The following is a 12,746-nucleotide window of genomic DNA, read 5'->3' as shown; positions in this document are numbered from 1 at the left end:
GCTTCTGACATCAAGTTACCTTTATTTTTTATAAAGTGTATTGCCTTTTGCAATTACTTCAACAAGATGAAGTTCCTGATCCAAGATACAAAGATCTGCATCATAGCCCTCTTCAATCTTACCTTTTCCTTTGAGACGAAGAATCTCTGCCGGGTTAGATGTGATCGTAGAAATAGCTATTTCTAAAGGAATCTCTGCCTTAAATACACATTCTTTTACTTCTTTGAGAAGACAGCTGGACTGTCCAACGCCCATTCCAAGGAATTCACCGTCACTGCTGTACATAGGAAGGCTTCCCTGTCCATCAGAAGAAATTGTCATACGATCAGGATTTACTCCTGCATCCAACATACGTTTGATACCATTACATACACGTACCTCATCACAGATTGTCTCCCAATAGTCAATATCTTCATTTCCCGTAAAATCTACTGCTCCGCCCTTTAAAGCGTACTCAATCGACTTACAGAAAAGCATCTCATTTCGATTGATATGTGTTGGAAGTATTTGAGAAGCCGGTATTTCTGTCTCATCTACCACTCGTTCAATAAGATCTAAGCATCTCGGACTGTCGCCAAGATGAACATTTACAATACCAGCTTTCCCGGAAAGAACGCCACCAAGTCTTGTATCAGCAACGACACGTGCAAATTCCTCAAAAGTTGGCTGTGAAGAACGATGATCTGAAATCGCGATTTCTCCTGTTCCAACAATTTCCTGAATCATCATAATGTCTTTTACAATACTGTCCGTCAATGTGCGGACCGGAATCTGGTAACTGCCTGTATAGCAGTATGCAGACATTCCCTGCTCATTCAAGCCTTTTGTTTTTGCAACCAGTGCACACATATCACGACCGATTCCATCTGTTCCAAGGCAGCCAACAACTGTTGTTACTCCAACTTCGTAAGTCCTTCTATAGTTGCTTCCGGAGTACGGTTGGCGAATCCACCTTCGCCACCGCCTCCGAGTACATGAACATGACTATCAATGAATCCCGGAGTAAGAATTAAATCATTTCCGTCAATCACTTCTGCGTCAGAAAGAATACCATCTGCAGATATAGAACCTGCTTCTGCAATGTTCACAATCTTGTCATTGATCGTCAATACATCTTTTTTCCCCAGATGCTGTGGGGCATAAACATCAATATTCTGAATTAATTTCATCTTAAATCACTTTCAATTATCAAATGCCTGTTTTAGAATCCAATTCCGACAGCGATCAGAACTGTAATAATTGCACCAATCATCAATACGCCGAGGAATTTCCACATGAACTTGATCCAGTTAGACCACTCGATCTTAGCAATTGCAAGAGATCCGATCAGACATCCTGATGTAGGAACAATCAGGTTTGTAAATGCATCACCAAGCTGGAATGCAACTACAGCTGTCTGACGTGATACACCTAACAGGTCTGACAGTGGAGCCATGATCGGCATTGTGATCGCAGCCTGTCCTGTTCCGGATACAACGAAGAAGTTGAATACGGATTGGAACAGATACATAAGTACTGCTGCAACTGCTCCGGATACTCCTGACAGTGCATTTGAAATATTATACATAATTGTGTTGATAACTGTAGGTGTAGTCGGATCAGATCCGCCAAGAACCTGCATGATACCCTGAGCCATAGCAACAACAAGTGCTGCACCGATCAGATCTTTTGCCCCGTCTTTGAAAGAAGTTGCAATATCATTCAATCTCATATCGTTCAGCTTAAAGATAACTCCGATCACACCGGAAACAATTCCCATAATAAAGAACTGTGTTGCAATCTCTGGCATGTAGTATCCCTGAGTCATAACTCCCCAAATTACCCATACTACTGTAGCAGCCAGTGTCAGAAGAACTAAAATGTGTCCCAGGCCAAAGGAATGTCCTTCGTCAATACCTGTTTTTTCGTTCTGTTCACGGAAATATGCGTCAGTCTTATATGCAATTGAGATTGTCGGAGTCTTTTTAATCTTTGACGCATAGAACATCGTCATTCCACAGCCAAGAGCTGTAAATACAACCCACATTACCATACGGAATCCTGCTCCGGAGAATACGTCAATTCCTGCAATACCCTGTGCAATACCTACAGAGAACGGATTCATCCAGGATGAACCGAAACCGATCTGTGTTGCAACATAAGTAACAAGAACTGAGATAACGGAGTCATATCCAACTGCTACAAATAATGGACAAAGAATCATAGTAAATGGAAGTGCTTCTTCTCCCATTCCAAAAACTGCTCCACCAAGAGAAAACAGTACGAAAAGTACTGGAATCAGCAATTTTTCGGCTCCCTTTGCTTTACGGATCAATCCAATCAATCCGGATTCAATCGCTCCTGTACGGATCATGATACCAAATGCACCACCTACTACCATAAGGAATGCGATAATCTCGATTGCAGAACTGCTTACGATTCCGTTATACATATAGTTGAAGAATCCTGTTCCACCATCTCCACTAAAGAGTGCTACTCCTTCTGTTACTACGTTTCCTGCATCATCTGTCAGATACTGGAAACTTCCGTCTTTGATTACTGTACGGGTTTTCTCAACACCATTAATCATGTACGAAATATCCTGTGTTTCGTAAAATCCCTTTGGTACAAGGAAAGTCAGAAGTGCAGCGACAACAACTACCAGAAAGATAATAATGTAAGTGTCAGGCACTTGAAATCCCTTGTTAAAAGACTTTAACCCTTTTCCTTCTTTTTTGCTCATTTTTGAGTCTCCTCCCACATTTTTTGATATACCATGTTAGTGTACCATAGAATGCCGGAAAAGTAACTAAAAATTTATATATTATATCAATTTTTTTGTCATTTTTTGTATTTTTATACATTTTAACCGCAAACAAATCTGTCAACATTCAACAGCTACTTTTATAACACCATCCCTCCTATTCTCGAAGAGATCATATGCCGCTTCAATTTCACTGAGAGTATAGGTATGCGTGATAAGTGGTTCTGTATTGATTTTTCCTTCAGCAATCAGTTTCAATGTTTCTTCACAGTCACATCCGTCTACTCCACCGGTTTTGAAGATGAGATTCTTGCCATACATGTCTGGAAGTGGTAAGCTTTGCGCTTTATCATAAAGTGCAACAACTGTCACAATAGCATTCGGTCTTGCGCATTCCCAGGCTAAACGAAATGTAGACTCTGCACCTGCAATTTCCAGGACAACATCTGCACCGCCGTGGTCACTTGTATTCTTAACAAAAGTCTCACATTCTTTCGGAGAATAGTAAGTACATCTGGGTAATGTTCATTGATAAAATGTATACGTTCCTCATCTTTTTCACACATAATAATGTGTTTCGGATGCTTTAGCACAACACATAGTAATGTGCAGATACCCGTCGGTCCTGCACCGATGATCAGTACAGTGTCGTCTTCTGTAATCTCTGAAATACGAGTTGCCCAATAACCAGTAGCCAGAACATCTCCAACGAATAATGCCTGTCGATCTGTAACTCCATCCGGAATCTTATTTAACCCCTGATCTGCAAATGGTACACGCACATATTCAGCCTGACCGCCATCGATACGACACCCAAGAGCCCATCCGCCATTCTGATCCGTACAGTTATTGACATACCCTTTTTTACAGAAATAACATTCACCACAAAATGTCTCGACATTTACCGTTACTCTGTCTCCCGGCTTCACATGAGTTACAGCTTCGCCAACTTCTTCAACAATTCCAACCATCTCATGACCAACTGTAATTCCCGGAACTGCACGAGGAACGCTTCCATGCTTAATATGTAAATCACTGGAACAGATACTGGCAAGTGTAACCTTTACAATCGCATCTCTTTCATGCATAATCACCGGTTTAGGTTTTTCTGTTAATTCAAATTTTCCTTTTGAAACATATGTATATGTCTGCATTGTTTTCCCCATCACCTTCAAAATAATATAGCCGTTGCTTATTCTTTCGGATTATCTCCATCCCTATAAGGCACTGTGGCCGCCGGAACAACCGCTGAAGCCGGTTCGGTATGTATATCCTGGTCATCAAAAAAGATATGTGCTCCAAATGCTGCAAGTACTTCTGTCTTACTGACACCGCCTAAGAAGAACGCTTCATTGATTGATACACCCCAGTTGCGAAGTGTTTTGACTGCGCGTTCATGCGCTGGAGCATTTCTTGATGTGACAAGTGCTGTTCGGATTGGCTGAATCTCTTTTTCTTTAAACATCTGCTGTACATAAGACAGTTTTGTCAGGAAGTTTGCAAAAGGACCTTTCGCCATTGGTGTGTTCGCATTTGCCTTCTCATGTTCTTCAAATGCCTGTATTCCGTTCTTCTGAAAAATCTTTTCAGATTCAGCAGAAAATAGTACTGCATCTCCATCAAAAGCAATACGGATCTGATTAATCTTTTGCTTCGGATCAGCATGCGCATCACCTGTAAGAATACGGCCTGCTGCAATCCCATCATTGATTGCAGACTGAACATCAACAGAATTTGCTGACAAAAATAAGTCTGTCTTAAAAGCCTTTAGATAAGGAGCTATCTCGGCACCACTTGTCAAAGTCGCTCTTGTAATATCCAGTCCATAATACTGTATAGAATTAAAAATACGAAGACATGTGTTCGCATTATTCCGTGACATAATGATCACTTCCACCAGTCTTCCCAGTTCTGTGTTGTTTAATTCTAAGAATGCTTTGATCAATTGAAAAGCAGCACCCTTCTGAAGAATCTCATTCTCATGTGCTACCTGGTAAGCCTCATATGCTTCAACACCTTGTTCTTCGAATATTTTATTTTCCTGTTCGAGATTAAATAAAGCTCTCGAACTAATTCCTATTACAAGAGGTTTTGATAAATCATATGACATATATTATCGCCTCCGATCAAGAAAAAGAATCACCTATCAATCACATCTTTCCTACATTATACGTTTCAGTCTTATGAGATACAAGTGAAAACATATAAGAAAAGCTTATATCTTTGTTAAATCTTGATATAATATCAACATAACAGTTCCGTCTATTTTTTGAATTCTACTGCATGTTTTCTTTTCCATAGCGGAAATAAGTTTCGCTGACATACATAATTCTTTCGTTCATCTATCACAATCGCGTGAAAAAATGTCTTCCACATATCCGTATACTCATCTTTGTACTCTTCTGTCTTTCTTAATGTCTGAAATTCTTCATCTGTCATATAGCGAAGATAGTTCTCACCATCTTTTGGATGAACACAAGCTGTTTTACGATTATCATCTATGATCATCCACTGTTCTGAAGGCATGCGATTTGCAAAATGTCTGCCTACCAACATAATGACATCACTTTTCGGTTCTAGATGGCTGACATATACATTACTGGAATTCAACTTCTCAAATCGTGTAAACTCTCTAAAATGATGACTTTCATTGGATACTTTGCGACGTAATTCTAATATTCGCATCACATGCGGATTCGCATATTGCTTCAATGCATTGCCACCCATCGAAAACCCGACCCGAAGGAAATTATAAATTGCCTGCAGTGCATCTTCCTCCGCAGATAATGTTGCCAGATAAATATCCAGATATGCCTCATCAGAAATATCTCGTCGTATCGAACGAATCACTTTTTCTGCCTTGGAAGTATCTTGATCTACGTGAATATATTCATCAAATATCGTCTGCTGAAATATCGGTTCTTTCTTTAATTGTATCTGGTCGTGACCAATTTGTAAGGCTTCAGACCACGCATCATAGATGCAGGTCATAATATCCTCCAAACGATCTTTACAAGTAAAAACTTTCATTAGCATACTCCAAAATCTGTCAACGTCATCTGGGTGAATGACTCATTCGCATGTTGTGTATTCCAAATATCTTTCTTGTCTACACTAATTAGTTGTCGTGTAATATAAGATGTCTCAATAGGAGTATGGTACATCTGTTTCCCACCACAAGTGATAAAGTAATGTGCACGCTTCAGTACTACTCCCATCTTCTTCAGGCTTTCATAATCAAGTCTGCCGTAGCGTCTTGCATAAGTGATACGGCTTGCTGACTTCGGTCCGATTCCCGGAACTCGAAGCAGTGTAGCATAATTTGCTTTTTCTACTTCTATCGGGAACTGCTCCAAATGGCGAAGTGCCCAATCACACTTTGGATCAAGCATCTCATTGAAATTCGGCTGTTCCGAAGATAATAGTTCTCCTGCATGAAATCCATAAAAACGAAGAAGCCAGTCTGCCTGATACAACCTATGTTCACGCAAAAGCGGAGGTGGTGTTCCTATCTCCGGCAATACATTGTCTTCGTTCAAAGGAATGTATGCTGAATAAAAAACACGCTTCAAATCAAAGCCTTGATATAATGCCTGTGTTGTCTGCAATAATGTATAGTCACTCTCACCGGTCGCGCCAATGATCATCTGGGTACTCTGTCCGGCCGGAGCAAAACTACGTTTTAATTGCGACATATCACGTGGTGCTAATTGATTCGCATTTGCCCATGTTAAAGCATGATCCAATGTAGTATATCTTCTATAAGATTCTAATCGCTTCATCTCAGGATCTTGAGAGATTGCTGTATTATTCGTCTGAGTATCTAACCACTCAGAAAACTGCTTTTTCGAAGTATCTGAAAAAATCCCGGTATCTAAAAATTTATTTCCACCGCTACGCTCCATATATGCAGACTTTCCAATCGCCATCCTGTGAGATGCAATTGTGCTTTGGACTTTTCCCATCGGATTCAAAATATTCGGCATGGTCTTGTTCGGTGCCAATGTACGTAACCCTTCTTCTGTTGGCAATTCAAGATTGACACTAATACGATCCGCAAGATACCCCGCCGCTGCCAACAGTTCATCTGAGGCTCCCGGAATCGTCTTGATATGAACATACCCATTGAAATGATATTTCGTGCGAAGTAGCAATAATGTCTCGCACATCTTCTCCATTGTATAAGTCGGATTCTTTAAGATCCCGGAACTCAAAAACAGTCCCTCGATATAATTACGTTTATAGAATTCTACCGTAAGCTCACATATTTCTTCTGGCGTAAAAGTCGCCCGCTTCACATCATTACTTTTACGATTAATGCAATATTTACAATCATAAGCGCAGTGATTTGTCATTAAAATCTTAAGCAGAGAAATACATCTTCCGTCTGCTGCAAAACTATGACAAATCCCGCATGCCTCTGTATTGCCGAGCTCTCCTTTCTTTCCCCGCCGGCTGGATCCACTTGATGTACATGCCACATCATATTTTGCTGCATCAGCAAGAATCTGCAGCTTTTCCTGTGTTGTATAATTACTATTTCTAATATCTGTATTCATATTTTCATTATACAAACATTTGTTCGATAATGCAAGTGTTATTTCGAACAAATGTTTCCATGTAGTTCTTCAAATGTGCACCCTTTTTTCCATGTCTATTTGATAGATTTCTTTCAGTAAACGAACGGCGTCTTGATTGATTTTCAGTATTTGGTATTGTTAATACTAACAAAATTCTTCTTAAAGAACCTGAAAAATTAAAATTTTTTCTCTAACATCCTCACTTGAAAATAAATCCGAAGTGTTGATCTCATCATAAAAAATCAACTGTTCCTGTGTCATCAAGGCACTTACATATTCTTCTGACGGATAATAGAAAAATAATAATATCTCTCTCGGATTTTCATAATAAGATTCATAGATTTTTGCTAAAACAGACTGCAAAATTTCTACTGAAAAGGGATTAAAAAAATAACAGCAATCTACATCCGTTGGAACTTCATAATTCTCTGCACTACATAGCACAAACTCTGTGCGGGCACCAGATACTGCTAATTCTTTATTGTCTGCCGCACCTTTATAGATTCGTTCATCATATTCTACGCCTACCGCTTTGCATCTTGTTTGGTAGGACAGATAAAAACATACTCGTCCTTTTCCGGTTCCATAGTCGATCAGAGTATTATTTTTCCTAATTAGTCCGCTGTTTGCTAAACGTTCCAATACCATATAAGGCGTTGGCTCATATGGATATCTATACTGATCGGCGCGAGAATCATCTCGACCCGTTGTTTTTATCTTTAGAAGCTTATCCCATTGTGTTTCATTTTGATTCATTCCTTAATGCCTCCGTAAATTAATTTTCGTAAATCACTTTACCTTCCTGTCACCAAATACATGAGCTGACATCCCTCTTCTTTTAACCACTCAATAGATTCTTTGTAATCAGGAAGCACTTTCTCTACTTCTAACCAAAATGCTTTCGAGTGATTCATTTGCTTTCTATGGCACAATTCATGAACAACAACATAATCCAATATTTCCGACGGAGCTAACATTAACAGACAGTTGAAATTCAAGTTTCCTTTACTGCTGCAGCTTCCCCATCTGGTCTTCTGATTTCTGATAGTTATATTTCCGTATGTAACCCCCATTATATTTGCAAAATATTCAACTCTCATTGGAATGACCTCAAGAGCCTTGTCTGTAAGCAACTTTATTTTCTCAGGAGTAAATTTATCTGTACTTTCCGATTCGAATCTTTTCTTTCGTGTCTTAATCTCTTCGATATGTTTGCTTATCCAGGCTTCCTTCTTCATAAGAATCTCTTCAATATCTTTCTCTGAAGCAAAATGCGGAGCTCTTACAGTGATACTCAAATCAGAATTCACCTGAATAGCTACAGTCTTTCTGTTTGATCTAATTATTTTAACATCCATAAGTCTTTCCTGTACCTGAATTTGTTAAGTGATTGATAAATAGTAAACGTTAGTATTATACCTCATGGGCGAAGGTTTGTCATTGAAATCTGTTGGAAGTAGACGTGGTAAATGTAGGCGAAAGAAACGATAACACCAAAAACATGTCCGGACGCACTGATGTTAATCAGTGTATCTAAGCCTGTCTTTTCAATGGTATTTCCGATGAATAGCTGGGCTGGCTTTTCATTGAGATTTCTTATGCTTTTTTCGTTGACATTTAATACTGTTCAATGTATCATATAATCAAGAAATGGGTTTTGTTACTGAGTAAGGTCATTTGACTGGAAAAGATTGCTCGTTTCTTTTTTTATTTTCATGATATCGTATAAGTAATATTTCCCATCTTCATCGTGTCTGACCAACATCGCAACATTAAAGACGTTGTATCTCTCTATTTCTCCATCATCACCAAATACCGGAAGAGCAAATCTTGAATCATATGAATACCAACCATATTTAGCATCTTTACTATGCTTCTCCTTACGATTATCTTCATAAACCTCGTTCGTTGCTATTTTAAGCAATTCCGGTAATCCCTGTGTGGCATTCGCTTTTGCTTTCGCATTTGCTCCTTTCAAAATCCGAGTATAATTTGAGTGCGTATACTCATCAGGAAGATCCGATCCAATATAAATCATCTTATTGCAATCTTCTATCTGATAGAATTCTCCTACATACTGGCGTAAATACTTTTCAACTTCTTCCCAATTAACTGCTCTTTTTCCCTTGAACAGAATATCGTGAATAAATACTGTTTTCTTTCCGTTCAAATCTTCGATAACATTTACTTTTCTCGCCAAGTTAACCTCCTAAACATTTACGTATTATAACGCATTGCGTTATGCTTATTGCAAAAAATATACAGAGGATACCTTTAATTATCTACTCTTTCGATTCGACATTCTATCTCTGCTCTATACTTTAATAAACGTAACAGATAATCCGGAAGTTCTCTTTTCTCCGCTTCCCAATCCTGAACTGTACGATACGGAATACCATAGTAATCGCTGAACTCACGTCTGTTCATTCCCATTTTTTCTCTTAATTCTTTTACTTCTTTCCCTCTGCTCATGATTTAACTCTCCTGCTTAAATAACGCATTGCGTTACTTAATAGTACCCGATATATGCTATGTTGTCAATCCACTATCCCCCACCTCTCATCATATTTTTTCCATATATTTTTATAAAACAGAAAAGGCAGACCCCAAGCCCTTGATTTTCAAGGCTTTCCTTCTATTCCTCTTTCGTATTCAAAAAAGATCCAACATATTATCCAGATATATCTTTTCTCTGACATGAATCTGATATTCCGGTTTAGTCATATAATACAGCAGAAATTCCAAAATCAATGCACTTCCAAGTCCTCGTCCTTCAATCTTAAAATTAGAAAATCCCATTGGCATATAAATATCTTGGATATCAGTCACACTAATAAACCCAGGGTTCTCCATTGCTTTGGAGAAAAGATAGCCTTCTCCTGCGCCCGGTGCTGCACAGACATGATTTTGGCAATTTTCTCCCAGATTTTTCTGGCTGACTGTTTCATAACAAGCTTTTCTATCTTTACAACCAAACCAACAGCATTCATTGCACAGGAATTCTACTTTTGCTTTTTGCTTTGAATTCATCTTGTTTAGTTGCTCGAATTTTTTATTAAGACGAAAATCCGGGACTATATAATGAAATTCTTCTCTGTCTGTTTCCCGCAAAAAGTCGCTAAAATCCGTCAGTACCTTTGTAGTCGACGAGACTAGATAAAGCCCCGGATAATTCTTTTGCAAATAGTTCAGCAGTAAATCGGAATGAATGATCACACCATTTTGAGGTTCATTTCTTTCTTCCAGCAATGAGCAAAGTGTATTACATTTCCGATCCTGCAAATGTTCTTCTCTCAAAAGTGAATTACTGAATGTCAGTCGGGCAGATATCTTATATTCCTGCATCAAATCCAATACTTTCTCTGTCTCAGTATCTCCAAAGGAAGTGCGACCGCCACCCCAGATACAGTCTGACGGGGCGCCGTATATGGAACCGATCTCACACCAATCATAAAAATACTCTCTGTGTTCCCGATACAATGACAGAAATACTTGATACAATTCGTAAAACTCAAATAGTCCCGGCAGATGATAATATGCTTGATTTTTCATGTTAACTCTCCTCGCGTCAAAATAAAATCTTATCTTGCCACTATACACTGTGATGCGTATACTGCAGCCATTGCTCCGGTCACGCTCAATGCAACATAAAGTGCTGCCCACCAGCCCGATCCTCGTTCCATCAGCTGATTGGTTTCTAATGCAAAAGATGAAAATGTTGTGAAACCACCACAAATTCCAACTTTCAAGAACAATATCAATTGTGGATTCCAATCTTTCTTTGCGCCAAAGGCTACTACGAGTCCTATCACAAATGCTCCGATAATATTGATCAACAAGGTTTTTATTGGGAAACCATTTTGCGGGTTGATTGGAATTAAGCCAATCAAATAACGGGCTACAGCTCCCAGGAATCCTCCCATTCCGACTATAATACAATTCAGCATTTTTTCTCTCTCCTACAAGTAATCTATTAGTTAATGTCTGCTTTATTATACCATCTATAATACTGATCTGCATCAAAACTATCTTCACTTTGCAAATAATACATATTTCAACTCTCCTGTATATGTAATAAATGTACCTTTTTAAGACCTGTGTCATCTAAGGACTTTTAAATATAGAAAAAGCTCTGCGTACTTCTCACACGCAGAGCTTAAAATCTTCTTGAAAGAATATCATTATTTGCTTTCTGGAATAGAATCTTTTCCTACTGTCATCATCAGAATGATTGCTGCTATAAAACTTACAGCACATGCGATAATTGCAGCAAGAACAGAAGAATCAAAACCTGTCTGAGGATTAATTACCTGAAGCCATCCAAAGATTCCGTTTGTTCCATATACATACTGTTTTACTCCACCAAATCCGATGATAGCACCACCAATACCAGATGCAAGACAAGCTAACATAAATGGTTTTTTAAACTGTAATGTTACACCGTAAATGGATGGTTCTGTAATACCAACCATTGCAGAAATAATAGCTGGTCCACAAACACTTTTCAGTTTTTTGTTCTTTGTTCTAAGCATAATCATAAGAACAACTCCTGCCTGTCCAAATGCAGATGCAAGACCAGCAATTGTGATAGGATCGTAACCTAATGTTGCAAGATTGTTTACAGAAATTGCAACAAATCCCCAATGAACTCCAAACATAACACATACCTGAATAAGTGCTCCGTATAAGAAACCTGAAATAGTCGCATTCAGATTGAACAGTGCTGTAAATGCTGCGCCGAGTAAATCACTTGCAAATGTTGCGATTGGTCCGATAATCAGGAATGCAAGAATAATACTAATTAAAAGTGTCAGCGCAGGAACAGCGAATGTTTTGAACAGATCACTAATTCTTTTTGCAAAGAATTTCTCAATTTTTGCTGCAAAATAGCAAGTCAGAATTACTGGAATTACAGAACTTGCATAGTTCATTAAAAGAACCGGAATTCCAAGGAATTCTACATATACATCTGTCTGGAAGATAGTACCGCTGAATAAAGTATAAAGTGCATCTCCCGCCATAATTGTTGTTAGAGACGGATATACTAAAGCTGCTCCTATTGCCATTCCGATAAACGGTGTTCCACCAAATTTCTTCATTGAAGTATATCCGAGGAATATTGGCAGGAAGTTAAAGAAACAATCTCCAACAATGTTTAACATCTGATATGTTCCGGATGTAGTCGCAAGCAATCCTGTTGCAGCAAGAAATGCAAGCAGTCCCTTGATTACACCTGTTGCTGTAAGCATTCCAAGTACCGGTGTAAACACACCACTGATCACATCAATAAACTGGCTGGAAATCTTTTTCTTTTTCATTTCCTGTTTGAATTCTTTTGCATCTTTCAGTTCGATTTCATTTTCTGTTGTCCCCATCATTGTCTGCAGTTCGTTATAAACGTCTGCTACGTGCTGTCCGATTAC

General features: G+C 38.7%; 13 protein-coding genes and 1 pseudogene. All 14 read right to left on the bottom strand.

What is annotated here, in order from left to right; all coding sequences use genetic code 11:
• Positions 1-21: 21 nt before the first annotated feature.
• Positions 22-1,169, bottom strand: a pseudogene (gene iadA / locus DXB52_RS02965) (beta-aspartyl-peptidase).
• A gap of 32 nt (positions 1,170-1,201) precedes the next feature.
• Positions 1,202-2,722 (bottom strand): putative basic amino acid antiporter YfcC, encoded by a 1,521-nt coding sequence (gene yfcC / locus DXB52_RS02960; RefSeq protein ID WP_118106485.1) that lies wholly within the window; start codon positions 2,720-2,722, stop codon positions 1,202-1,204.
• A 141-nt stretch (positions 2,723-2,863) separates the two neighbouring features.
• On the bottom strand, positions 2,864-3,175 hold the full coding sequence (locus DXB52_RS16545) for a hypothetical protein (RefSeq protein ID WP_472519930.1): 312 nt from the start codon (positions 3,173-3,175) through the stop codon (positions 2,864-2,866).
• Positions 3,145-3,897, bottom strand: a complete 753-nt coding sequence (locus DXB52_RS02950) for an alcohol dehydrogenase catalytic domain-containing protein (protein ID WP_472519922.1) — start codon at positions 3,895-3,897, stop codon at positions 3,145-3,147. Before DXB52_RS02950 ends, DXB52_RS16545 begins: the two co-directional genes overlap by 31 nt.
• A 38-nt stretch (positions 3,898-3,935) precedes the next feature.
• Positions 3,936-4,853, bottom strand: a complete 918-nt coding sequence (locus DXB52_RS02945) for a 5'-nucleotidase (protein WP_117541846.1) — start codon at positions 4,851-4,853, stop codon at positions 3,936-3,938.
• A gap of 152 nt (positions 4,854-5,005) precedes the next feature.
• Positions 5,006-5,773 carry a TIGR03915 family putative DNA repair protein gene (locus DXB52_RS02940; RefSeq protein ID WP_117961575.1) on the bottom strand — a complete coding sequence of 256 codons (768 nt, stop codon included), beginning with the start codon at positions 5,771-5,773 and terminating at the stop codon, positions 5,006-5,008.
• Positions 5,773-7,302, bottom strand: coding sequence for a putative DNA modification/repair radical SAM protein (locus tag DXB52_RS02935; RefSeq protein WP_117541842.1), 1,530 nt, complete (start codon positions 7,300-7,302; stop codon positions 5,773-5,775). The genes DXB52_RS02940 and DXB52_RS02935 overlap by 1 nt, the downstream gene beginning before the upstream one ends.
• A 180-nt stretch (positions 7,303-7,482) precedes the next feature.
• Positions 7,483-8,079 (bottom strand): class I SAM-dependent methyltransferase, encoded by a 597-nt coding sequence (locus DXB52_RS02930; protein ID WP_117541840.1) that lies wholly within the window; start codon positions 8,077-8,079, stop codon positions 7,483-7,485.
• Positions 8,080-8,117: 38 nt separating this feature from the next.
• Positions 8,118-8,681 carry a M48 family metallopeptidase gene (locus DXB52_RS02925; protein WP_118106483.1) on the bottom strand — a complete coding sequence of 188 codons (564 nt, stop codon included), beginning with the start codon at positions 8,679-8,681 and terminating at the stop codon, positions 8,118-8,120.
• 302 nt (positions 8,682-8,983) lie between these two features.
• Positions 8,984-9,523: a hypothetical protein gene (locus DXB52_RS02920; protein WP_118106481.1), complete on the bottom strand. Its 540-nt coding sequence runs from the start codon at positions 9,521-9,523 to the stop codon at positions 8,984-8,986.
• A 74-nt stretch (positions 9,524-9,597) separates the two neighbouring features.
• Positions 9,598-9,795 carry a helix-turn-helix domain-containing protein gene (locus DXB52_RS02915; RefSeq protein WP_117541834.1) on the bottom strand — a complete coding sequence of 66 codons (198 nt, stop codon included), beginning with the start codon at positions 9,793-9,795 and terminating at the stop codon, positions 9,598-9,600.
• Positions 9,796-9,975: 180 nt separating this feature from the next.
• Complete coding sequence (locus tag DXB52_RS02910) at positions 9,976-10,875, bottom strand: hypothetical protein (RefSeq protein WP_117569048.1); 900 nt, start codon at positions 10,873-10,875, stop codon at positions 9,976-9,978.
• A gap of 29 nt (positions 10,876-10,904) precedes the next feature.
• Positions 10,905-11,270, bottom strand: a complete 366-nt coding sequence (crcB, locus tag DXB52_RS02905; RefSeq protein ID WP_117569045.1) for a fluoride efflux transporter CrcB — start codon at positions 11,268-11,270, stop codon at positions 10,905-10,907.
• Between the two features lie 234 nt (positions 11,271-11,504).
• On the bottom strand, positions 11,505-12,701 hold the full coding sequence (locus DXB52_RS02900; protein ID WP_472519921.1) for a PTS transporter subunit EIIC: 1,197 nt from the start codon (positions 12,699-12,701) through the stop codon (positions 11,505-11,507).
• Between the last annotated feature and the right edge of the window lie 45 nt (positions 12,702-12,746).

Source organism: Ruminococcus sp. OM04-4AA, assembly GCF_003462585.1.
Lineage (GTDB): Bacteria > Bacillota > Clostridia > Lachnospirales > Lachnospiraceae > Mediterraneibacter > Mediterraneibacter faecis.
The sequence above is the reverse complement of the archived record's forward strand: the minus strand, read 5'-3'. Positions and strand labels throughout refer to the sequence as shown.

What these genes read in the sequence shown, in the direction of transcription:
- yfcC (WP_118106485.1), bottom strand. Translation starts at nt 2,722, where the DNA reads ATGAGCAAAAAAGAAGGAAAAGGGTTAAAGTCTTTTAACAAGGGATTT.
- DXB52_RS02950 (WP_472519922.1), bottom strand. Translation starts at nt 3,897, where the DNA reads ATGCAGACATATACATATGTTTCAAAAGGAAAATTTGAATTAACAGAA.
- DXB52_RS02945 (WP_117541846.1), bottom strand. Translation starts at nt 4,853, where the DNA reads ATGTCATATGATTTATCAAAACCTCTTGTAATAGGAATTAGTTCGAGA.
- DXB52_RS02940 (WP_117961575.1), bottom strand. Translation starts at nt 5,773, where the DNA reads ATGAAAGTTTTTACTTGTAAAGATCGTTTGGAGGATATTATGACCTGC.
- DXB52_RS02935 (WP_117541842.1), bottom strand. Translation starts at nt 7,302, where the DNA reads ATGAATACAGATATTAGAAATAGTAATTATACAACACAGGAAAAGCTG.
- DXB52_RS02930 (WP_117541840.1), bottom strand. Translation starts at nt 8,079, where the DNA reads ATGAATCAAAATGAAACACAATGGGATAAGCTTCTAAAGATAAAAACA.
- DXB52_RS02925 (WP_118106483.1), bottom strand. Translation starts at nt 8,681, where the DNA reads ATGGATGTTAAAATAATTAGATCAAACAGAAAGACTGTAGCTATTCAG.
- DXB52_RS02915 (WP_117541834.1), bottom strand. Translation starts at nt 9,795, where the DNA reads ATGAGCAGAGGGAAAGAAGTAAAAGAATTAAGAGAAAAAATGGGAATG.
- DXB52_RS02910 (WP_117569048.1), bottom strand. Translation starts at nt 10,875, where the DNA reads ATGAAAAATCAAGCATATTATCATCTGCCGGGACTATTTGAGTTTTAC.
- crcB (WP_117569045.1), bottom strand. Translation starts at nt 11,270, where the DNA reads ATGCTGAATTGTATTATAGTCGGAATGGGAGGATTCCTGGGAGCTGTA.
- DXB52_RS02900 (WP_472519921.1), bottom strand. Translation starts at nt 12,701, where the DNA reads ATGATGGGGACAACAGAAAATGAAATCGAACTGAAAGATGCAAAAGAA.